Here is a 23,069-nt window from a genome sequence, read left to right as displayed (position 1 = left end):
AACGCTGAGAGATAAACGTCACTGCAGGGTCCGCTTGAATGGCATACCACGAACACGAAGGTACTTCCCTATGACTAAGCTCGCTCACAGACTGTTACCCGCCGTTTTCTTCTTTGCCTTCAGCGCCGGCGCCAATGCGTACGCAGCCGAAACACTGAATTACCAGCTGACCTGGACCGGGGTGAAGATCGGCACCTCCACTCTTTCCACGGCTGCGACAGGCAGCGGCGTTGAAATCACCTCCAAGGTCAGATCCGCGGCGTGGTCCGCCCCCTTCTACAAGGTGGACGACCTGGAGACGAGCAAACTGGACCGGGAAGGTAAGGGATTCGCGCTGCACAGCTACAAGATGAAGCTTCGCGAGGGGAGAAACGACTGGCACCGCGCCGCCAGCGTGAACCGCAAGAGCAAGCGGTTCGAGTTCGTCAACCTGAAGACCTTCGAGAAATCGTCGGCGAAACTGGTGGAGCCTGCCTGGGATCCGGTGTCCTGTCTTTTCCACCTGCGCCAGCTGCCGCTCGCCGTCGGCAGGGAGGTGGAGGTGAACGTCCTCGACAAGGGGAAGCTGAACCGGATCAAGGTCAGCGTGCTGAGACGGGAGACGGTCCAGACGCCTGCCGGCAGTTTCAGGACCATCGTGATCTCACCCAACATGGACATCGAGAGCGAGGGGCTCTTCTACGCGCGCGGCCCCCTCACCATCTGGCTCACCGATGACGCGAAGAAGGTGCCGGTCATGATCGAAAAGAGGATCAACGACCTCTTCCGGGACGGCGTACCGGCCTACCTGCAGCAGTTCACCCCCGCTAGCGTGAAAAGCAACATACCCAGGATGGAGACCATCCGCGCCGTCCTGGTGGGCGGCAGCTACTGATACGATTCGCCTTTTTTATTGGTTCTAGGTTTCCCTTTTTTGTGATAGATTACGCCCTATTCTGCCATCCAAGAAAGGTAAGCCGATGTCGAACAAATCCTTCTGGTCCCGCCTCCCCCTGCACCTGTTTCTTATCGCGGCCGTCGGGCTGATCGCCTATTCCAATTCGTTCCACGTCCCCTTCACCTTCGATGACGAGGGGTCGATCGTGAGCAACAACGTCATCAAGAATCTGAACCGCTTCCTGCATGACGACGGCTACACCTACAACCCGCGCCGTTTCCTCGGCTACCTCACCGTCGCCCTCAACTACCGGCTTGGCGGTACCGACGTCACCGGTTACCACGCAGTGAACCTGGCGATCCACATCGGCACCGGTTTTCTCACCTACCTCCTGGCGCGGCTCACCCTGTCCACTCCCGCCCTTCGTCGCGGCGACGACGCGACCGGCGCGTCCTCCTGGTTTATCCCGCTGTTCGCCGCGCTTCTCTTCGTGGCGCATCCGGTACAGACCCAGGCGGTCACCTACATCATCCAGCGGCTGGCTTCGCTCGCCACCCTCTTCTTCGTCGGTTCGATCGCCTGTTACGCAAAGGCCCGGAAACTCCAGGAAGAAAGTGCCAGGCCTTTCGCGCCCAAGCCGCTCTTCTTCTACCTCCTGGCGCTGGCGGCCGCGGGATGCGCGATGAAGACCAAGGAGATCGCCTTCACCCTCCCTTTCGTGGTGGTGCTCTACGAATTCATGTTCTTCCGGATGACCGCCGCGAAGAAGCTTCTTTTCCTACTTCCGGTGGGCCTCACGGTACTGATCGTTCCGCTTAGCCTTTTGGGCACCAACAAGCCCATCGGCCAGATCATCTCAGACGTGACGGCGGTAACCCGTGTCGACAGTGAACTCTCGCGTCTGGACTACCTTTTCACGCAGTTCCCGGTCATCGCCACGTACCTGCGTCTTCTCATCCTGCCGGTGCGGCAGAACGTGGATTACGACTTCCCGGTGTACCACTCGCTTGCCAACGCGCCGGTCATCCTCTCGCTTCTCTTGCTGCTTGCGCTGTTTGGAGCCGCCCTGTTCCTCTGGCACCGCTCCCGCGATCCGCAGGCCGCGCCGGAGCTGATGCTGGTGTCCTTCGGCATACTCTGGTTTTTCATAACCATTTCGGTCGAGTCCAGCGTGATCCCCATTGCCGACGTCATCTTCGAGCACCGGGTTTACCTGCCGTCCGTGGGGGCCTTCATCGCACTCGCCGCCCTGTTTTCCCTCCTCTTCAAGGGCGCCGTGTCACGCGCCGCGGTTTCCATCGCCTGCGTCGTGGTCCTCGCGCTGACGGTCACGACGTTCGCGCGCAACAGCGTGTGGGGAAGCGAATTGAGCCTGTGGGGGGATGCGACGCAGAAATCACCCAGGAAGGCGCGGCCGCATTACAACCTGGCGCTGGCCCTGGAGAAATCGGGGCGCTTGGAGCAATCGCTGCAGGAAGCGCTCATCGCCACCCGCCTCTCTCCGAAGGAGGCGAACCCGTATAACCTGATCGGCAGCATATTCGGAAAAAAAGGGGACTACGATCAGGCGATTGCCGCCCTCTCCCTGGCGGTAAAGCTGGATCCCACCCTGGCGGAGGCGCAGGTTAACCTGGGCGACGCCTACCGGCTGAAGAGAATGCTGCCCCAGGCGATGGAGCAGTACCAGGCTGCGATGAAACAAAGACCTACCGACGCCAGCATCTACCACAAGATCGGCGTCACGTTCGCCCTGCAGCAGAATCTCCCAAAGGCCGCCGTCTTCTTCCAATGCGCGGCAAGCCTCGATCCGTCGACGCCGCAGTACCGTCTGGACCTGATGCGGGCTCAGGCCGGCAGCCAAACTAAATAGACCCATCCAGATGCACAGGGATGAAAGGGATAAAGGGGATGAATGGCAAAGCACAAGCTTTTTGGCTGCACCAGACTTCTATGCCGTTATCCCCTGCATCCCCTTTATCCCTGTTAAACGTGTTTAAACGGGACCTTTCTCCCGGGAAAGCAGCAATACTGAAAAGGAGCAAAAGACTATGTGGCATCATCTGAAACCGTTGGCACTTTGTGCAGCAACTCTCACTCTGGCCGCAGGATGCGCCCACACGACCGGCAAGGCCCCGGAGTCCGCACCGGCAACGCCAGCCGCCGAACCGGCTCCCGCTGTGAAGGAAGTCCCCGCGATTCCTGGAGCGGACATCAACAAGGGGACTATAACCGAGGTGTTCCAGGCCGGCAGATACAGCTATGTCAGCGTGGATAGCGGCAGCGCCAAGACCTGGTTCGCCATTCCCACGGCGGACGTGAAAGTCGGGCAGCAGGTCGAGGTGAAACCGGGGATGCTGGTGACGAATTACCTGGCAAAAAGCCTGAATCGCACCTTTGACAGCATCTACTTCAGCGATGAGCTGACCATCAAGGAAGTGGTGAAGCCGGCTTCCCCCGGCAAGAAGCTTCCTGCTTGGCATTCGCCCGTTACCCCGACGGCAAAGACGACTGCAGGCGTGAGCGTAGCGGGTAAAATCCTCGAGGTGGTGAACGGCGGAGAATACAACTATGCGCGGGTGGACCAGGGCGAGACCGACATCTGGGTGGCGGTACCTTCCGCCGACAAGGTGGTGCAGGGGGAGACGGTGAAATTCCTGCCCGGACAACTGGTGAAGAACTTCGGCAGCGCGGCACTGAACCGCAACTTCGACAAGGTCATCTTCTCCGGCGGAGTCGACAAGCAAGGCAAGTAGCTCCCTTCTGCTGTTCCTTCCTTCAAAGCCCCCTCCCCTCTCGCGGGAGGGGGCTTCTTTTTGTCCCTTACTTACTCTCTTCTTTTACCTAGTATCCATACTGACAAGCACTCCCTCTCACTCTGGGAGAGGGCTGGGGTGAGGGCCGGGTTGAGGGCGCTTCCAAGACGGGCTCTGCTTTAGCACACCCATCCCTCACCCGCCCTTCGGGCACCCTCTCCCAGAGGGAGAGGGGCGAAACACCGTCCTTAACTTCTATCGGCAGGTGCTGGGCGAGGAGCCAGAGTTGCGTGATTGCAATTTCCGCTCGCCGGAGGCCGGCAGTGGGAATCGGATGTACGCAACAAAAAAACCCCGCCTCTTTCGAGGCGGGGCAAGGTACGTCATTGAATCTAACTAGCAGTTACTACGGACGCTGCAGAGCATTCCAAGCCAGGCTGGTACGGTTGTAGCCAGCAAGGTACTTGAAGTCCTCGGTGGTGGTACCACCAGCGGTTGCGTCCTTGACGTACTTGACAGAATCCCATGCGATGGCGGTTGCGCCGGTCGACATGTTGATGGTCTTGTCGTCGAGGAAGTCGATGGTGTCATACAGCAGCCTGCGAGCGTAGGTCCTGGCGTGTACATAAGCAGCCGGATCGCGGTTGAGCAGGTTGATGTTGAAGCAAGCACCCATCAGCTTCTCTGCTTCTGCAGCAGTCAGCTGGCCACCGCGGGTCCAGTCTTTCACGGCGCTGTTAGCGTTGCGAGCGTCGTAGAAGTACGGGTAAGCGGAAGCGTTGTAGGTGATGCCGTAGTTGGCGGACAGTTTAGCCAGTGCCAGGGAAATGGCGTCTTTGAACGGTACAGCCTGCTCCTCAATGAACACTTCTTTGAAGTTTTCAGTGGTGAGGGTGGTGGTGCCTTCTGCGTCGTGGCAGTTCACGCAGACTTTGGTGAAGGCCACTGCACCGATCTCAAGCTCGTGGTTGCCGCCTGCATAGTGGCAGGTTGCGCACGGACCGCCGTCAGCAAGACCCATTTCTGCGGTGATGCCGTGGTCGCCGATGATGGCAGCGGTACCCAGTTTACGGTGGGTGGAGCTGAGCAAACCGCCGTCTTCGGTGGTGGTCAGGGACTTGCCGTAGGTGCTGGTACCGATCACGGTGTTCGGATCGATGAAGTTGGTGTAGCCAGCTTTTGCGTACATGATGCTTGCAGCCGCCATGTAGTGCGAGTTCACGAAGCTGACGTTGGTGAAGGTGTTGCCAGCGGTGGTGAGGGCGGTGATGGACTCACCGGACTTCTGGCCGCCGTGGCAGGTGATGCAGACGTTGGATGCGCCGACATCCGGGAAGGATGCGTTGGCACCTTTGAAGGTGTAGTCTGCGGTGGTTACTGCACCCGGGTTGCGAAGCGCGCCGGTTTCAGCGGAGGTGTGGCAGCCCCAGCAGTACAGTACTTCGTTCTGCGGGGAGACTTTCGCGGTGGCCCACTGAGCCAGGTGCGAGAAGTCGTTGTTAGCCGCGTTGTAGGTGGCCGGGCTGGTCAGGTAGTTGGCCGAACCGGTTGCGGTGTGGCACTTCTGGCAGGACTTACGGTCGGAAGCGGTGCCGGTGGAGTCATCCCAGTTGTAGTGCTCCCAAGCCATGCCGGTTGCGGCGGTTACGCCAGCGCCCTGAACTGCGGCGTTGTTGGCCTGGGTCCTGCTACGTGCGCTGTTGCCAGCGGTGGTGAATGCTGCGAATTTCACGCTGAGGATCTTGCCAGCGTGGCCGGACTGTGCCCACTCGGTCTGAATGGTGCCTGCGGTCGGGGTAGCGGAGATCACACCATTGGTGTTGGTGTAGAACTCATGCCCGTGGCAGTCGGTGCAGGCGGTCGCGCTGTTGTAGCGGACGTTGTAACCCTCGATGATGGTACCAACGTTGGTGACGGTACCAGTGCTCGGAAGGTCGTAGTGGGTGGATGCGATGTTGCGGTACCAGTCTTTGTAGTGCTGCTGCTTAGCCACGGTCTGGGTGCCGTTAACGAGCAGGCCGGAAGCCATGACGTTACCGGACGCGTCGGTCAGGTTGTGGCAGGAGGTGCAGAGTTTGTACTCGACAGAAGGTGCTGCAGCGGTGTCCTTCGGCTGCGGATTCCACGCTACGTTGCGGACGGTGCCGTGCTGATCGTGGCAGGCAGCGCAGGAAACGTTCTGGGAGCCGTTGTAAGAGTTGTCGAGGCCGTTGAAGCTGGGGTTGCCAGCCAGGGCGGTCTTGGTGTAGTTGCCAGTCGGGCTGTTACCGGTTGCCAGGAAGGCGGTGTAGCCTTCAGTGGTGTGGCAACGGCCGCAGGTGCCGGAGTGGGTGGAAACTTCGCTGGCATGCTTGCCGGTGGCGATGAGGGTGTCTTTGGTAGCGTGGCAGACTGCGCACCCTACGCTGGTCACGTATTTCTCTGCTTTTTCCTTGTCGGCTGCAGAAAGAGCGCTTGCAGCGATGGTGGCTTCAGCAGAGCCGTCGATCTTCGCGTTGTCGACGTAGTCGATGGTTTCCATCAGGATCTGACGTGCGAAGGTCGGGTTGTGAGCGAAAGCTGCCTTGTCGTAGGTGGCAAGGATCTGCCAGTTGTACCATGCACCGTAGGCGTTCTTGGCGGTGACATCGTCAGCAGCTACGCCTGCTGCTTTGCCGAAGCGGCCGAAGCGGACGTTAGCGCGCTCTTCTGCGAGGTCGCCAACCTTGGTCTGAATGGAAGCCATCTTGCTGCGGATGAGGGCGTCGAGAACTGCTACGCCTGCATCAAATTCAGCTTTCTTCTCTTCCACATCGGTGGCGCCGAAACCGGCACGGTGGCAGGCACCGCAGACTTCGGAGTAGCCGACGGGCTCGAGGGAGTGAGTTGCACCAGTTTTGCTGTAGTGGCAACCGACGCAGGGCCCTTCGGTATCGGTGAAGTTGTTTTTAACCCCAGCATGGCCGTTGGTGCCGACGAAGTCAACGCCGTCGAAGTTGTACGCACCTTTACCAATGAAGGTCTGGCCCATGTTGGCAGCGTGCTGGTAGTAGCTGGTCTGGATGGTGGTGTAGTTCCCGCTCACAGCCTTGGCCTTGTCGATGACCGCTACGAACACGTCATCGGTGCTGCGGCCGGAGTGGCAGGGGATGCAGATCGAGGAGTTCTTGTAGCCCGGGAACTGGACCTGGATCTTGGTCTTGCCAGCCGGTACAGCAGAGGCAGCGGAGCTGAACAGTGCGAAGTAGCCGCCGGTAAGAGCGGTCGGGTTGCCGGCCGGGGTAGCACCGGTGCGCAGCGCGCCGGTAGCGAAGTCGCTGTGGCAGGAAACGCATGCGAGGACGTTCTGCACGCCAGCCTGCGGAGCAAGGCGAGTCGCGTCAGCAGAGCCGAGCAGCTTCAGGAAGCCGCCGGTGGTGTGGCAGCGGTCGCAGTTGCCGTTCTGACGGGTGCCGTTGTTGGTGCGGCCGGACCAGTCGTAGTGAGCGAATGCATTCAGAGCGACATCGGAGATCTTGCCGTGGCCGCCTTCTGCGTAGCCTTTGTTGACATCGTTGGAGAGCGGGTTGTGGCAATCAACGCAGGTAGCGCCCTGGGACACGTACTGGGTCCTCTGGGTGCCATCAACGTAGCCACCGGTCGACGGGAGACCGGCGAAGTGATCCATACCGTTCTGGCTGAAGTAGTGCGGTGTGTGGCAGTTGCTGCAGGTGGCAGTAGAGACGACGGTGGTGTTATGATCAACCACGGCGCCCCTTCCACCGTTGTGGCACTTGTCACAGTAGTTGTCGCCAATGTTGCCTGCGGTTGCACCCGTGATGAGGAAGGTGTCCGGGTTGACGCTCTTGGTGTTAGCCGGGGTCGGCATCGCGCCATCGGTGTGGCAGGTGATGCAGTTAACGCCTACGGTTTTATGACCGGATGCAGTCCAGGCGTTGTACGCGGTGCTGGGAACCACGCCGGTGGTGGCATTGTGGCAGCCGTCGCAGGCAGACTTCACGTAACCGTCCATATCGGTGGTGGCGATGATCTGGACGGTGTCGCTCAGGCCCATGAGGGACTCAGTTGCCTTGAAGACATAGGTACCGGCAGCGGCCGGGGTGAAGCTCGGGGTTGCGGTGGTCCACCCGGTGGTGTCAACGGTGGGGCCGCTGACCTGGCTCCAGGCGATGGTGCCGGAACCGCTGCCCTGGATGGTGGCGGGGGCGCCTACCGCAACGACGTTGTCAGTACCAGCAGAAACGCTGGCGGTGGCGAAGGTCGCGGTAATGGTCTGGGAAGCCTGCACGTTGGACAGGGTGACGTTGACGGTGCCGCCGCTGTACGGAAGCGTTACCGTCTTGCCCAGCATGTCCTTCATCGGGAGGCCGGCAGGGGAAATCGCGGTCAGCACCTGGTACTTGGTAGCCGGGGTGACTGCGAAGGTTGTGCTGCCGCCGGTATAGACGGTAGCGCTGGACGGGGAGATGGTGCCCGAGCCGACTGCCACACCGGTCACGGTGTTCGGCAGTGCTGCAAAGCTGGCAACCACGCTCTGGGTCAGACCGCCGGCTTTCTGCAGGTCAACCGAGTAAAGGTTGGGGTCCGATACGGTCTGGGCAACGCCGCTCTTGTAGATGGTGGTGATCTTGTAGCCCGGTTTGGCGGCAACCTTGACCGGAATCAGCCCGGTGGAGGTGGTGAAGTTGTTGTAAGCTGTAGTACCCGCAGTAGTCTGGAGCGCTTTATCGCGCACCTGGATCGTACCGCCGGCAGTACTGAGCTTGGTCTGCACCTGCCATGTCGTTGCCGCATAGGACCAACCAGCGGCGACAATGGCTAGGCATCCCGCAGCTGCAATGCCTTTTTTAAACATAGGTGTCTCCCTTTTCGATTGAATGATCGCCCGTGATCGCGAGACCCCGGACAGCCAAAATCATAAAAGGAGGGGGCGAGCGCCCCCTCCCAGCGAGCCAGCAAAATTACTTGATGTGGCAGGAGAGGCAGATGAGGGAGTCGGTCTCTTTTGCGTACAGGAAGTAGTTAGGAGCATCGGAGGTGCTGAGGCCGAGGCTGTTCGGCTTGTAGTTGTCCTGAACGGCGTTCTCTTTGTTGTGAACTTCGTGGCAGGAAGCGCAGGTCATGATCTTGCTGTCGAACAGAACGTCTACGATCCTCTTGTTGCCAGCGCGGGTAACGACGTTGTAGACGCCGCCAACGGTACCGGTGGTGTCAACTGCGGTAGCGAACTTCTCGGTCGGGTCAACGATCTCGGTACCGGTCAGGTCGCCAACAACAGCAGCGGTGTTACGGTGGGTCCTGATGGCTACGTAGTCGAAGCCGATCGGGTGAGTCTTGGTCAGGTCGCCGCCGAGGTCTGCACGTGCGCCTTCACCGCCGCCGATTGCACCCATCTTCACGGTGCCGACCTGCTCCCTTGCTTTGCCGTGCTGATCGACAGCGATGGTGCCGTCGTGGCAGGTCATGCACAGACGGCTCGGGCCCTGCAGAGCCTCGTCGCCATTCTGCGGCTGGAAGGAGTTACCGAGGGCATCCTGCTTGTTGAGCGGGGTGACCCACTGGTACGGGGTGTAGGTAGCGGTACCAGCATCGTGGTTCCAGAGCGGAGCGTTGGAAGCAGCGCCGAGGTTGGACTGCGCGTTATGCGGGGTGTGGCAGAATACACAGACTCGACCCATGCTGTCGGCGTTGGTGACGACCTTGGTCATGTCGTGCAGGGAGCCGTTGACACCTGTCGCGGCCGGAAGGCCTGCCATTGCTACGCCAGCAACAGTCATGGAACCAAGAGCAACTACACCTACCAAAATCTTTTTCATTTCCGTCTCCTTTTTTTGGTTGATTACAACCGGTTTAATGTCAGCCCCATCTGGGACCAAACGATTATGATTACACCTCTACAGCAAACCTCGTTCCCAACACCGCGAATAATTTTCGCGAACCCTGCACCAGATCCACCAAATACTGTTTTTCCGGTGGGTTAGCTATTTATTTTTTACTGTCACCAGGCCTCGGCACACCGCTTCGTAGCGAAAACACGGCCCCTGCACGCTACGCTTGCTGGCCAAATAACGGAGACGGATGCGGTCTTTTAACCGCATGTGAAGTGAGATGACGTGAGAGGGCGGAGCTGACGAAAAAAAAGCTCCCACCAGGTTAATGGTGGGAGCTTCTGTGCAGCGTGAAAGGGCTAGCCTAGCGCTTTTTCGGGAAGGCGGCTGGCTTGAACCGCAGCACGCCTTTGGCGGCGGACTTGGTGTAGCCATGGGTGTTGCCGGCTACGGTATGGCAGTTGACGGTGCAACTGCCGACACCGGGAGCGCTGGTCACATAGACGGGGGTGGCAACTTGGGCACCCACGGTGTAATCCTTGTCGAAGTTGACCAGGTGCGCGTTGTTGGCGGCGGTCCCACCAAGCCTCCATGGAACGCCGTGCGGGTCGTGACAGGCGAAGCAGGGAATGAGGCGGTCACGAACATGGGTGGCGTGCTCATTCACTCCGGCGTCGTTGAAAGCCGTCCCGGTTACCATGACGTAATCCTCGGAGTGGCACCGGAAGCAAAGGGCATACTGCGACTTGTTGTATGAGGTCGTTGCCGACCCGGCCACCGGCATGTCGTACTGGCCGATCAGTATGTGCGGATACTGCGACCCGTGAGGCCCGCTGGGGCCGCTGCCGCCGGCCCTGGTGCCAAGGCTGTTGTTGTGGCAGTCGGAACAGTAGATCCGCTTCATGGAGCTCTGCAGCTCGACCAGAAGGCTCGCCCCGGAGGTCTTGCGGTCGGCCATCACCGGGTGAAAGGACGGGTTCAGGATGTCGAAGCGGAATGCCTGGTTCTGCTCCGCGATAACGCGGTTGGGCTTGGGCTCGAGGACGCCGGCGAACTTGTCGGCATTGGCACCGGAGTGGCACTTGAAGCAGATCTCGTACTCGTAGTCGGCCTTCCCCCCCAGGTTGTCCTTGACGACCCCTCTGAGAGTGCCGTTCACAAACGGCGGCAGTGAAAGTGGTGTCGCCTCGACCGCGGCTTGATGGGGATTGTGGCAGTCCACGCATTGGACATGGTGCTCGGCGGCCGGCAACGACTCCTTTTCGTCATGCCCGACACCACCGCCGTCCTCACCCACCGGATGGCGGTGCATCCCGGTGCCAAGGAGGGATTTGATGTCGGCTCCCATCCCGGTGCCATTGTGGCAGCTTTGATAGCAGGTATCCTCCTGCTTGGCGCCGCGCAGAAGACGCACGGGACCGGGGGCGTTGTGAACGACGTGGCAGGTCACGCAGCCATTGGGGAGAGTTGGAGTACGGACAGGGTTGTGGGCCGCGCTGTCCCACCCTGCCGGGCGGTGGCACGCGACGCAAAGCGGTGCGCCGGGCTGGTAGTTGGGAAGCGAGGGGTTGGTGTTGTTGATGACCAGAAAATCCCCGAACTGGTTGTCGTGAGGGTCGTGGCACGAGGTGCATTGCAGCACGGAACCGCCTTCAAGGCGCACCCGTCCCTGCAGTGCGGATGGTGAGACGAGCTGACTTTGCTGCGCCACGGCCTCGGTGTACTGGATGGATATGGGATGGTCGTCCGTAAGGTTAATGGTGAGATTGGGGTTGTCGGTGGTTCCACCAGGCATGGTGACCGCGGTCGTGATCCCGCTGCCGGCGAACTGCCCGAGCGCGATGGTGCCGTCATGGCAGCTAAGACACAGCCGCGAGGCGCCGGTCGGCTTTCCCGTCACCGCCGTGGCGCTGAGTGTCGAAGACTGGTACAGCCTGTAATTGGTCCCTTCAGGGGAAAGCGGCCGGCTCCAAAGCGGAAGGCCGGGAGTGGCCTGGTGCGGGACGTGGCAGAATACGCACACCCGCCTTTCCTCGCTGAAGCTTACACCGGGGCGGCTCCCCCCCCTGCCGCCACTGGCGGAGAGATTGTGAGGAGAACTGAGCACGCTCAGCTTGGCGTGGGCAGGCGTGCCGGCAACGCCGGCTGCCAGCGCAGCGGCGATGACATGACGTCCGATCCTCCACATCAATGTTGGTGTGTTCATCATTTCACCTCTTACTGGTTGGCTGCGAAGCCGGTTCATCATCCACGGAGTCCTCGTTGGAGAGGATCTGGAATACCTGCACGCGATTATTGTAGGTATCGGAAACAAAGACCCAGTTACTGGCGATGTGGATCCCCGATGGCATCCAGAAGTCGCCGGCGCCGGTTCCGTTGGCGCCGAAACTGAACATGTACACGCCACTGGCGTCGAAGAGCTGCACCGTGTCGAGCAGCGAATCGCAGACGAAGATGCGCCCCTCGGCGTCCACCGCGATCCCCTTAGGCTTGTCCATCTGCCCGGGGGCGTCACCCATTTCGCCGAACCGCTGCTGCAGCCTGCCGTCCGGGGTGAAGACGTTGATCTTGTAATTGAGCGGGTCGTTGACGTAGACGCGTCCGGCCCGGTCAACGGCCAGGTCGATGGGCTTGTTGAACAGACCTTCCCCACTCTTCGAGGTATGGATGGTGAGCTTCTGCCCGGCGTTGCGGTCCAGGGCCACCACGCGCCCGTATCCCGTTTCGGCGACGTAGAGAAGCTTGTTCACCCTGTTGTAGGCAATGCCGGTGGGCCGGGCCATCTCCCGACAAAACGGGGTGACGTCACCGCTGGCCAGATCGTAACGGTAGACGGTGTCCGCTGCGGAATCGGAGATGAAGAGGCCGCCCGCGTCGTCCTGTGCGAGGCCGATCGGTGAACGGAAAGGTAGCCCGGAGGGGCCGGTTATCCTTTTGTAGGCCCCGTTCCTGGTGTCGAACAGGTGCACCACTCCGACGCCGGCATCCGCGACAAACAGCCGGCCGGCTTCGTCGAAATAAACACCGTGCGGCTTGACGATGTTGTCCGCCGCGGCCCCTGTGAAGAATTCCACGGCGTGCCTCCAGGCGCTGCGTGCTATCCCAGCGTCCTGGGGAGTCTCGATGCTCTTGACCCAGCGGATCTTGGCGCGCATCGGGGGCTCTGGCCACTGGGGCCCGGCCGCATCACCGCGCTGCAAAAGCGGGACGACCGGGGTCGCGCATGCCGCCAAGAGCAGCATCATAGCGCCCCCCACCCCCGCCCAGAGAAGCCGCTGCCGCCACGTGCTCCCTCTGCCGCAACCATGGATACGCATCAGAAACTCCTTACCACGCGTGCTATGACGGTGGTGTCCCGGGTGGATGTCTTATCTGTGAAGCGGAAGATATTGGTGAAATCCAGTGAGCAACTCAGCTTGCGGAAGGTGGTGCCCACTCCCAACCTGGTCAGGAACGTGTTCGTGGAGCCATAGGGATTGCGGCTGTCGGTCCCCGCCACCGAGGCGGTGGTGTTGACGGACTGCAGCAGCAACCCGGTGTAGGTGGCGGTGGCGGCTATGGTGTTCTCGTCATACCCCCCCCCCGATATCCCCCCGTCGGATACATGAAATAGTCGTCCGACATGCTTACCCCGAAGGAGTCGGTCGTGGTGAGGTAGGTGTTGTAGTTGGCATAGGTGCGCACCTTGGAGTAGCTATGGGAGACGTTGTCCGAGTAGGAGTACTCCGCCCCGCATTTCAGTTTGCCGAAGTTGGCATCGCCGCGCAGGTTGTAGTTGGTGCTCTTGCTGAGTGGTACGGTGACGGCCCCGTCCAGTTGGGTCTCCCGATGCACCGACATGTTGCCTGAGATGGTGTACAGGTTCCCGAGCAGGCTTATGATGAAGCCGTTGGTGTAACCTGTGGACTGGTAGTTGATATCAGGGTTTACAGCCACCGCGTAGGACACCAGGATATTGGTGAGAGGCGCGATGTTGAGTATCTCGATGGATCTCTCGGCTAAATTGACCCGGTAGTCCACGTTTTCGATGTAGGTGGTATCAGGGTTCAGGCTACGGACACTGACGACGCGTGAGATGGTCCCTATGGTGCTCAGCGGGATGTGTTCGCCCAACTGCGCCACCGTGTGTGGCTCGTCAGGCACCGCGACTTCCGATAGCAGGATCTTTTGGTCGGTGATTCTGGTGTTGTAGCCGAAAGTGAGTCCGAGCTTGCTGTTGGCCGGAAGCACCTTGTTGTAGGCCAGCGAGATTCCGCCGCCGTAGCTGAAGGTTTCGCCACCGTAGGCGCTGCTGTCGCTCACGTCGCCGGAGACTATGGTGGACAGGCTCTGGAAGAGCTGGTGGGAGAGTGTACCCGCGATGCTTCTCGTGGTCTGGCTCTGGCGGTTGCCTTCGAAGTCAGCCGTGGAACTGTCGGAGAGCTCCAACGCAAGGGAGGCGGTCAGCGCCTTCCCCAGGTGCGCGCTCAGGGATTCCGACCAGTTGATGGTCCGGTTCGGAATATCAACGGGCCTGGTATCGTTGATGGTAAGCAACGAGTTCAACAGGTAAGTCTTCTTTGGGTCCAGCGAACTGGAGTTGTTCAAAGTAAAACGGTAGGCCCTGCTGTCCCGGTTGCCTGAGTGGTCGGAGGTAAACCCGAGACCAAAGGTGGTGCTGCTCCAGTCCACGTCGTACTTCCCCGAAAGCGCCATGGAATCGGAAGTCGAGTTGTAGTCGACATCGAGGCCGCTGGAGCTGGTGGTGCCATGCCCATAGCTTATTTGCAGCGGCATGATGTCATGCATCAGCCGCCCGTACACCGACGTGTTGGTGCTGGTGACCGTATGGGAAGGGGTGTAGCCGTTGGCGATGAAGGTGGTGGTACGGGAGGCGGTGACGCCGAAGGGAGTGCGGCTGTCGGCAAGGCCCGTGCCGACGATGTTGTACTGAGCATCGAGCGCGGAGGCCCCGCGGCCGCCAAGCTCATTCTGGTAGCTCCCTCCGACGCTTATGTCGAACAACATCAAGTTCGGGTCGAAAATCGCGAGGCTCGTGCCCAGCGAGTACCGCTCGCTGAGGGACTGACCGGAGGTCTTGGTGGTATCAGTGACGCGCTCGTTGGCAACGTAGGTCACGCCGACTGCCTGCTTCACATCGCCGAACATGAGCAGGCTCGGTTGCTGGATGACGGCGACGTTGCGCGCGGCGCTGCAAAGACGCGGCAGCGCCAGGCAGATCACAAAGCAGGGGAGCAGGAAGCGAACATTCATGGCTAGCGGAGGAAGTACGCAGAGGCGCCGCCATGGGGATCATGACAGTCCATGCAAAACATACCGTTGGAAGAGACTTTCTGGTGCATCGCCAGTGCGAGCCGTTTCTCCTGGTGGCACCCTGCGCAAAGCTTCCCCTTCTCAGCCTTCATGAGCGCGGGGTAGTTGGAGGAATGCGGTTCGTGGCACTCGAGGCAGCTGCCGACAGCGGCCGGGCCGTGAGCCATGCTCCCCTTGATGATTTTCGGGTGACATACGAAGCACAGCTGCGCCTTGGGCTTTATCAACCCGGAGTCCTGGGTCTTGTCGTGACAGGCGTTGCAGCGTTTTTCACGGTAAGGAAGATGGCTGGAACCTGAAGCAGCGGCATCCGACGCCAACTTGACGTTGTCCTTCTTTTTCTCGTCTTCCGCCTTGGTCGCCTGGTACTCCTGACACAACTGTTCCGCAGGTGGGAGGCTGGGCACCCCATCGAAGATGGTGGACGTGACCTTGTGCAGGGTGACCGGATCGCAACCGCATAGCACGCTCAACGCATAAGCAATAAAAAGTATGGACCCTAGCTTTTTCAGCATCAGCACTCCAGGTACTTGGTGGTCTACAAGGCTGCTATTTCTCCCCAGCCTTTCCGTCCTTGGCTTTCGGTTCAGCTTTTGGCTCAGCCTTCGGTTCAGCTTTCGGCCCAGCCTTCGGTTCAGCTTTTGGCTCAGCCTTCGGTTCAGCCTTGGGAGACTTCCACCCGGTCATCTCGCCCATGCCATACACGGCAATGTATTTGTTGATACTGCTTTTGAACTGGTTGGTGACGAATATCAGCTCTGTCAGCTTGAATCCCGGGGCGGCGTATTTCTGGAACAGGTCCAGATGATCCTTGGTGGTGACCACACCGGCAGGGAGGTTCAGGGACCCCTGGAGGAGACCGGGGCGGCCGAAATCGCCCAGGATCCGGCGTTCGGAGTTGAACACCTGCACCACCCCGTGTCCCGCGTCCACGACGAAAATGTTGCCGTCGTCATCCACGTCGACCCCCCTGGGACGGGTGAACTGGCCGGGAACGTCACCAAGGGTGCCGAAGCTGGAGCGGAGGTTGCCGTCCAGGTCGTACTCCTTGACGGTGCCGTTGCCGACACTGACCACGTGGATGAAACCCTGCTTGTCGACAGTCAACCCGTTGGGAAGGGACGGGTTCTTCGAGGAGTCGGGGCTGTTCCCCAGGGTGTTGAGAATTTCCCCGGATTTGCGGTCAAGCACGAAGATGAGCCCGGTGGCGTTGTCCGCGGTGATCAGGAAATCCTTGTAGACCGCGACGCCTATGAGCGTCCTCTTGGCAAGCCCCTTCCCCATGGATCTCAGGAACTTCCCGTTTTCATCGTAGACGGCGATATCCTTGCGGCCGGAATCGGCCACGTAGACGTTGCCTTCGTCGTCGACCGCGACGCCGATGGGCTTTCTCAGCTCCCCGGCGCCGGCCTCGTCGCTCAGGTTGCGCATCGTGTTCTGCACGATGTCGATGACGATGACCTGCCCCGACTCGACGTCGCAGACGTAGATTTTTCCCTTCTTATAGGTGATACCGTACGGCTTGCCGATGGAGGTGATGACCTGGGAGCCACCCAGAAGCAGTTTCCCAACTCCGCCGCTTGAACTACCCAGGTCGCTCGAGTTGTTGATCCCCATGAGGTACTGGATGTGCGGTTCATCGGGCGGCGGCGGGAAAAACGACGGCGCCAGTTTCGGCTTCGAGGCCGCGCAACCGGAAAGCGCGGCACCCACGCAGAAGAACGCAATGAGACGCTTCAAGTTTTTACTCAAGGTGTCTGTCCGGGTCATGTCACTGCTCCTTTTGCACAAGCCCCCGGGTCGCGGGGGGACGTTTAATGGTCGCTAGTTGTACTTCACCGGGCTCTGCCGGTCGTAACTGAACGGTCTGTGGCAACCGGGCGCGCAGCTGCCGCCGGTCCCGCTGACGACGAAGTTGATCGGTATTTTCCAGTCTCCGAACCGCGCGCCGGCCTTGCTGATCAACTTCTCGCCGTCGCTTGCGTGCGGTTCATGGCAGATGCGACAGGTGCGACCCTTGCGGATTTTGACGTGAACTATGTGCAGGTTGCGGTTGCCGTTTCTGAACTTGGTGTAGATGGTCGTTTCTGGGAACCTGAGCAGGTTCCTGTCGTGGCACTTCAGACAGGCGTCGTAGAGACCGTCCTGGTACGGAGCGTAAAGGTCCTCGGGATACTTGCCGCGCAAAAGCCGCGCGTTGTCGGAGCCGTGCGGGTCGTGGCAGGCACTGCAGGAACCTTTCTGAAGCGGACCGTGCAGGTACTTCTTGTCCTTGATCTCGGCCTGGATGTCTCGCAGGTTACCCGCCTTCCCCTTGACATGGCAGGAGAGGCAGACCTCCATCTCGCTGCCGGAGAGAAGCTTCTTCCCCTTGGAGAAATGAGCGGAATGGCAGTTCGAGCAGCCACCCTTTTCCAGCATCGGCTTGTGCGGCACTTTGACCTGGCCGATCTGCTTGCCAATCTTCGCATGGCACCCGACGCAAAGGTCGGGGGACTTGACCTTGAGGAACATCTCGACGGCGGAGCCATGGGGGTCGTGACAGGCCGTGCAGGGATCCTTGGAAACGGGAGGGTGCACGTAGGTGGCTTGCTTCAGCTGTGAGGCGAAATCGGCGTGGCACCCCAGGCAGATGGTGCGTGTCTTATCCTTCATGAGCCGGTTTTCGGCGGAGGCGTGAGGGTCATGACAGGCGTTGCAGGAGCCGACCGCGGCCGGCCCGTGCATGAACTTGGCCTTGAAGGGAGCGGCGTCATGACAGTTGAAACAGAGCTTGGAGCGATCTTCGCCCACGTCGAGAAGGAAGCGGTTGTTGGCGCCGTGAGGCTTGTGGCAACTGACGCAATCCCCTTCACTCACCGGCGCATGCACCACCTTCTTTTGTCCAGGCACGTCATGGCAATCCTTGCAAAGGGCCGATCCCTTCGCTGTCAGCTCGAAGGTCTTCGTCCCCTTCACAGGGTGCTCCTTTCCCTTCAGGCTGTGACAGGGGGAGCAGTCTCCCTCCTTGACCGGGGCGTGGGGATACTTGAAGGCGGAGAGGGGGGCGTGGCATTCCGTTGTCGTACAGGACGCACCGAGGGCCGGACTGCAGCAAAAGAGCGCGAGGGCGGCCAAAGCAGTTGACGCTAAAGACAACACTTTCATGGAAGACTTCCTAATCCGGATGGTTAATGGGTAAGATCTGCACAACTGCGCGACGCGCCAGCGGAAAGGTGTTTCGCTCCAGACCGCGGGACAAATAACCGAACAGTTTACCGGAGTATAAATAGCGACCCTAAAAGGGGAAAAGGCCAATGATAAATATCACTATCGGAAGAACATTTCAATATTAAAGATCTGGCCGCGCCGGCCGTAGATCCGCCGGGGACGGGAGGAAAGGGGTGCCCGGAAAGGCGCCGGGCGGGTCGGGGGTCACCCCTCGGGGTAGTCGGAGAGGGCGAGGAAGGTCTCCTTCAGCTCGAAGGAGAAGATGGAGAACATCCTTTCTGCCAGTCGGGTGGTGAGTACCGGCGGGAACAGCGGCACGGCCAGGCGGTAGATCAGGTCGAGCATGCCGTCGTGGGGGTTCTCCTCCAGGAACAGGGCGCCGTACTGCAGCACGGGCGCGAAGAGGAGTGCCTCCTCCATGACCGCGTCGTCCTCGCTGAAGTAAGGGAGGATCATCTCCAGCGAGAAGCAAAGCCCGGAACCGCCGGCGTCCTCGGAGATGCTCAAAAGGAGTTCGTCCTGAGGCGAGCCGAATTCCAAGGCCTCGGGTGAGACGTTCCCGGCGGGGAGCACCATCACCTTGCCATGCACGGGGTCGATCCCGTACGGCGCGCCACGGTTGGCCAGATAGCGCTCCAACTGCTGGTATCCCTTGGTCTGCAACCGCCCCATGCCGCGGTAGAAGGCGGGACGGAACAGGTCCCGGTTGGCGATCAGTTCTTCGAGCGGGACGAACTCCTGCTCGGGCGCCGAAGGCCTGGCACTTCTGATTTCCGCGTTATTCACCACGAGCTTGAGGTGCCCCTTGCGCTCGTCCTTGTCCTTGCTCACGTGATACCCCCTGATGCTGACCGCCCTTCTGTAATACACCGCCAGCAAGACGGGTGTCAACCAGCAAAACCCGGCGGAGACCGCCCCCCTCACGGGGCCGCCGGCCGGACGTCCCGAAACGGCTACCTCCCCGGCCTCCTCCGGGGTCCCGTGCCCCGCGAACGGGGGCAAAAGAAAACGCCGGGGTCGCGGCTTTGCGCGACTCCCGGCGTTTCGGGTTCTCTGTTTCGCCCGGATGGCGCCTCCCTAGAAGAAGCGTGCCCCCGCCTTCAAATCTCCGACCGAGATGGTCACCTTGCCGCCGTCGACCTTGGCGGGAAGGTGGGAAGGGTTGCAACCGCCGGCCGAGGCCGCACCGATCCGGTTGATGGCGAACTTCTGGTTGCAGTTCAGGCAGTTCATCTTGTCCCCCTGCTGCTCGTACCCCTTCTTCTCGCGGTAGCAGACGTCGCAGGCGTCGAAGGCGATGTGAAGCTGTCCGTCGCTTCCCTTGACGATGAAGAAGTTGATCTCGCTGCCGGCGTCGGCGAACTTGTAGTAGTGCGTTTTGCCGTCGCTCACCTTGGCGACCGGGATGGTGACGCTGCCGCCGGCCGGCTTCACCTTCTCGTATTTCCCCATACCCGGAAGGCTGAAGGCGAAGGCGACGGTCGCCATGGCGACGAGGGCGATGGCGACCAGGAGGAGGGTTGTGAATCCTTTTTTGCTTGACTGAACCATGTGTTGCTCCTTTTGGGGCCTGACGCGCAGGCTGTTGCTGAATCCCGCCCGCACGGGCGTTGGATGACCTCTATTTGGCGGCGCCGCACCCCCGCGAGCCACAGCATCCACCGGGCGCCGCCTTGCCGCCGACGTCCCGCCCGACGATGCCGCGGAACTGCTGCGGGGTGACCACCTGTGCCACCTGAGAGTAGAAACCGATCTTTTGCACCGCCTGGGCGAGTTTCTCGGGCGCGGTCTGCTTCGAGTCGTACCCGGCGATGACCACCCCCGACTCCAGATCCACCTCCGTGGCCGCGACCCCCCGCTGGGACTGCAGTGCGTCGGTGATCTTCTTCACGCAACTGCCGCAGGTCATCCCCGAGGTGCGCAGCACCACCACCTGATCGGCGGTGGCGCCGACCCGCACGTAAAATGCGAAAATTGCCAGGACCGCGACGACGAAGAAGACGAGCGCGGTGTTCAGGATCTTGTTTCTCATGGGCAGCTCCCGGCCGGGCGCGGCAGGCGCGGGATGCGCCCGTTTTCCCGGACGTTGCACCCGGATACAAGGAGCGTGCCACGGAGCGGGAGATGACCTAACCCATGAGGATCATATCAGGTCGTGGCGCCGGCAACGCCCGGGCAGAGGGGGTGGTGTGGAATATCCCGCACGCGCAGTAGGATTTTCCACAGTATCACTCCCCGGCGGGGATCCGCACCTTGAAGGTCGCTCCCTTCCCCGGCTCGCTGGTCACCTCGACACTGCCGCCATGCCCCTCAATGATCTTCTTGGTGATCGGAAGTCCCAGCCCCGTGCCGCTCCCCTTGGTGGTGAAGAAGGGCTCGAAGATCTGGGCGATGGCGTCGGGGGCGATCCCGGCACCCTGGTCGGAGATGCGGATCTCCACAAGACCGGCCTCCCGGTCAAAAGAGGTTGCCACCTGCACGCTCCCTCCCTCCGCCGAGGCCTGGATCGCGTTAAGCATGAGGTTCAGGAAAGCCTGGCGCAGCTTCTCCGGGTCCGCCACCAGCCGCGGCACCGTCCCGCGGGAAAGCTCGAGGCTCACCCCGCAGCCGCGCGCCTGGGCCGACAGCAGGGTCACCATGTTGGCGAGTTCCTCGTTGATGTCGCATTCCCTCCGGTCCGCCGGCTCGGGACGGGCCATGCGCAAAAAGTCCTCCACCACCCGGTTCAGCCGGTCCGACTCCTTGACCAGGATCTCGAGGAACTCGCCCCGCCGCTCGGCCGGGGTCCCCTGCTCCATCAGGATCTCCGCGGTGCCCCGGATCGATGCCAGCGGGTTCCGGATCTCGTGGGCCAGTATGGCGGAGAGTTCCCCCAGGGCCGACAGCCGCTCGGCGCGCCGCAGCTGTTCCTCGATCCTGATGATCAGCTCGGACTGGGTCTTCAGCTGCCGGTAGGAGTCCTCGAGCCCCTGCGCGGTCTGTTCCAGTTCCTCGCGCCGGCAGCGCTCCTGCTGCGACAGAAAACCGGTGATCCCCCCCACCACGTTGTACAGGATCACCTCCAGGTACTTCTCCATCTCCATGGAGATGTGCCCGCCCCACTGGAACAGGATATGCGGGGCGTAGGCGACGGTAACCAGGAGGGCGCAGCCGATGCCGCCGCGGAACCCGAACCAGTAGGCCGCAAGGATGATCGGGATATAGTACAGGCGCTGGAAGATGTCGTGCAGCATCCCGAGCCTCAGCGGCGTCAGGTAGTGCAAAAGGCTGATCGCCACGACACAGGCGGTCAGGGAGACCCCTCTGACCAGGCCGGCAGGTCTATTGGCGAGGGGCACGCTAGCGCTCCTCCCATCCGATGCACGACACCGGGCAAAGCTCCACCGCCTGCGTCCGGATCACTTCCTCCTCGGCGCCGGCGGGGTCGTAGCACTCCGACTTGCCGTGCGCGTCGAAGCGGAACACCTGCGGGCAGTTCGCTACGCAGATGCCGCAGCTGATGCATTGTTCCTTGTCCACCCATGGTCTTCTTGCCACCTTCTCCCCCTTCTCCACCTCGACGTCGGCCCGGACGGGTGCCGGACCACACGCCACTATAACGCAGGTGCTCGCCAACTTCCCAATGAAAAAATGGCAGATGTGAAACTTGACAATCGTACCGCCGACCGGAGAATCGTTAGATTATCCCAATATCGGCCAGAGAGGATGCCATGCCCGCGTCGACAGACATGACCGGCAAGATCTGCCTCGTTACCGAGGCGAGTTCGGGAATAGGCAGGGCGACCGCCCTCGCCCTGGCCCGGGGCGGAGCTACCCTCATCGGGGTGGGACGGGATCACGTGCGCTGCGAAAGAAGCGCCGAGGGAATCAAGCGGAAAAGCGGCAACTACCGGGTGGAGTTCTGGCAGGCGGATCTCTCGAGGCAGGAGGAGGTCCGCGCCCTCGCCCGGCGGTTTCACGCGGTCCACCCCCGCCTGGATCTGCTGGTGAACAACGCCGGGGGGAGGTTCGACCGGCGCATCACTACCGCCGACGGCGTGGAAATGACCTTCGCCCTGAACCACCTGGGGTACTTCCTTTTGACCCTGCTCCTTCTGGAGCGGCTGCGCCAGGCGGGACGGGCCAGGGTGGTGAATGTGGCCTCGGGTGCGCACCGCGCCTGCCCCGGAATTGATTTCGACGACCTGAACCTCGAGCGGGGGTACGACGGGAGGAGGGCGTATGCGCAGTCCAAGTTGGCAAACCTGCTCTTCACCTACGAACTGGCCCGCCGCCTGGAGGGAACCGGGGTCACGGCGAACGCGGCGGCGCCGGGCAACGTGCTCACCCGTTTTTCGCTCAACAACGGGGTGGTGAGCTGGCTCTCACATGTCGTTGGCTCCTTGCGAAGCGGAACGCTGGTCGGGCCGGGGCGGGGGGCGCGCACAGTGCTCTACCTCGCACGCGCCGGCGAGTTGGCCGGCAAAAGTGGCGGCTACTACGCGGGGGAGCAGGAAGCCCCGTCCTCACCGGCCTCCTACGACCAGGCCGCGGCGGGGCGTCTATGGAGGACGAGCCTGGAACTTACGGGCCTTGCCAGCCAGGCTGGGAAAGGGAGGGTGCCATGAAAACAGTGCTTGTACTGACCTCGATCATCGCGCTTGCCGCAGCAGCCGGGAGCGCGCGCGCCGACGAGACCTACTACCCGTACCAGTTCTACGAAGAGTATTACCGGCAGCAGCAGGAGCCCCCTCCCGCTGCCGCACCGCAGGAAGGTGCCCCCCCCCGGCCGGTGCCTTCGGCGGCGCGGCGGGCGCCGCTGTTCCTCTTTCCGCCCGAGCTCGGCTTCGGGGTGGCGGTCGCCGCGGAGGACCTCTTCTACCTCGCCCCGGCCTACTTCAAGATCAGCGGCGGTGGCTGGCATCGATCCGGATCCTGGCAGGGCCCCTGGAAGCGGGTGCCGCGGGGCAAGCTCCCACCGGAACTGGGCAAGCAGACGCTGGCGAAGATGCGCGCCCTGCGGGACCGCGAGTTTCGTCTTTTTTGGGAGCAGAAGGGGAATTACCGGGGACGGGTGTTCCGCCCGGGGGCGCCGGCGGGAAAGCCGGGGGGAAAACGGCCTAACTAGGC

Annotated in this window: 18 protein-coding genes; 5 read left to right on the top strand and 13 right to left on the bottom strand. The window is 61.3% G+C overall.

Annotation, left to right across the window (positions count from 1 at the left end; all coding sequences use genetic code 11):
• Window positions 1–70: 70 nt before the first annotated feature.
• From KP001_RS21415 to KP001_RS21405, 3 genes are all read left to right on the top strand, one after another.
• A complete protein-coding gene (locus tag KP001_RS21415; protein ID WP_217287494.1) occupies window positions 71–874 on the top strand; it encodes a DUF3108 domain-containing protein in 804 nt (267 codons plus the stop codon).
• Between the two features lie 85 nt (window positions 875–959).
• Window positions 960–2,747 carry a tetratricopeptide repeat protein gene (locus tag KP001_RS21410; RefSeq protein ID WP_217287493.1) on the top strand — a complete coding sequence of 596 codons (1,788 nt, stop codon included), beginning with the start codon at window positions 960–962 and terminating at the stop codon, window positions 2,745–2,747.
• Between the two features lie 178 nt (window positions 2,748–2,925).
• Window positions 2,926–3,630, top strand: a complete 705-nt coding sequence (locus tag KP001_RS21405; RefSeq protein WP_217287492.1) for a hypothetical protein — start codon at window positions 2,926–2,928, stop codon at window positions 3,628–3,630.
• Between the two features lie 406 nt (window positions 3,631–4,036).
• Here the strand turns inward: KP001_RS21405 and KP001_RS21400 are convergent, their stop codons facing one another.
• From KP001_RS21400 to KP001_RS21340, 13 genes are all read right to left on the bottom strand, one after another.
• On the bottom strand, window positions 4,037–8,464 hold the full coding sequence (locus KP001_RS21400) for a hypothetical protein (protein ID WP_217287491.1): 4,428 nt from the start codon (window positions 8,462–8,464) through the stop codon (window positions 4,037–4,039).
• 106 nt (window positions 8,465–8,570) lie between these two features.
• Window positions 8,571–9,425, bottom strand: a complete 855-nt coding sequence (locus KP001_RS21395; RefSeq protein ID WP_217287490.1) for a cytochrome C — start codon at window positions 9,423–9,425, stop codon at window positions 8,571–8,573.
• 376 nt (window positions 9,426–9,801) lie between these two features.
• A complete protein-coding gene (locus KP001_RS21390) occupies window positions 9,802–11,643 on the bottom strand; it encodes a cytochrome c3 family protein (RefSeq protein WP_217287489.1) in 1,842 nt (613 codons plus the stop codon).
• Between the two features lie 4 nt (window positions 11,644–11,647).
• Window positions 11,648–12,754, bottom strand: a complete 1,107-nt coding sequence (locus KP001_RS21385; RefSeq protein WP_217287488.1) for an SMP-30/gluconolactonase/LRE family protein — start codon at window positions 12,752–12,754, stop codon at window positions 11,648–11,650.
• Between the two features lie 238 nt (window positions 12,755–12,992).
• On the bottom strand, window positions 12,993–14,690 hold the full coding sequence (locus KP001_RS21380) for a hypothetical protein (RefSeq protein ID WP_217287487.1): 1,698 nt from the start codon (window positions 14,688–14,690) through the stop codon (window positions 12,993–12,995).
• 2 nt (window positions 14,691–14,692) lie between these two features.
• A complete protein-coding gene (locus KP001_RS21375) occupies window positions 14,693–15,265 on the bottom strand; it encodes a cytochrome c3 family protein (RefSeq protein WP_217287486.1) in 573 nt (190 codons plus the stop codon).
• A 34-nt stretch (window positions 15,266–15,299) separates the two neighbouring features.
• Entirely contained in the window at window positions 15,300–16,520 is a 1,221-nt protein-coding gene (locus KP001_RS21370) for an NHL repeat-containing protein (protein ID WP_217287485.1), read from the bottom strand.
• A gap of 54 nt (window positions 16,521–16,574) precedes the next feature.
• Window positions 16,575–17,897, bottom strand: coding sequence for a cytochrome c3 family protein (locus tag KP001_RS21365; RefSeq protein WP_217287484.1), 1,323 nt, complete (start codon window positions 17,895–17,897; stop codon window positions 16,575–16,577).
• 267 nt (window positions 17,898–18,164) lie between these two features.
• Window positions 18,165–18,791, bottom strand: a complete 627-nt coding sequence (locus KP001_RS21360) for a hypothetical protein (RefSeq protein WP_217287483.1) — start codon at window positions 18,789–18,791, stop codon at window positions 18,165–18,167.
• Between the two features lie 246 nt (window positions 18,792–19,037).
• On the bottom strand, window positions 19,038–19,511 hold the full coding sequence (locus KP001_RS21355; RefSeq protein ID WP_217287482.1) for a DUF2318 domain-containing protein: 474 nt from the start codon (window positions 19,509–19,511) through the stop codon (window positions 19,038–19,040).
• 70 nt (window positions 19,512–19,581) lie between these two features.
• Window positions 19,582–19,992, bottom strand: a complete 411-nt coding sequence (locus tag KP001_RS21350; RefSeq protein ID WP_217287481.1) for a heavy-metal-associated domain-containing protein — start codon at window positions 19,990–19,992, stop codon at window positions 19,582–19,584.
• 196 nt (window positions 19,993–20,188) lie between these two features.
• Entirely contained in the window at window positions 20,189–21,298 is a 1,110-nt protein-coding gene (locus tag KP001_RS21345) for a two-component system sensor histidine kinase NtrB (RefSeq protein WP_217287480.1), read from the bottom strand.
• A gap of 1 nt (window position 21,299) precedes the next feature.
• Window positions 21,300–21,497, bottom strand: coding sequence for a ferredoxin (locus KP001_RS21340; RefSeq protein WP_217287479.1), 198 nt, complete (start codon window positions 21,495–21,497; stop codon window positions 21,300–21,302).
• A 173-nt stretch (window positions 21,498–21,670) separates the two neighbouring features.
• On the opposite strand from KP001_RS21340, the gene KP001_RS21335 reads away from it, so the two are divergent.
• Window positions 21,671–22,567 (top strand): SDR family NAD(P)-dependent oxidoreductase, encoded by an 897-nt coding sequence (locus KP001_RS21335; RefSeq protein ID WP_217287478.1) that lies wholly within the window; start codon window positions 21,671–21,673, stop codon window positions 22,565–22,567.
• Complete coding sequence (locus tag KP001_RS21330) at window positions 22,564–23,067, top strand: hypothetical protein (protein ID WP_217287477.1); 504 nt, start codon at window positions 22,564–22,566, stop codon at window positions 23,065–23,067. The genes KP001_RS21335 and KP001_RS21330 overlap by 4 nt, the downstream gene beginning before the upstream one ends.
• Window positions 23,068–23,069: the final 2 nt, after the last annotated feature.

Origin of the sequence: Geomonas subterranea (genome assembly GCF_019063845.1) — a bacterium.
GTDB lineage: Bacteria > Desulfobacterota > Desulfuromonadia > Geobacterales > Geobacteraceae > Geomonas > Geomonas subterranea.
This window is presented reverse-complemented; position numbering and strand designations above follow the sequence as displayed.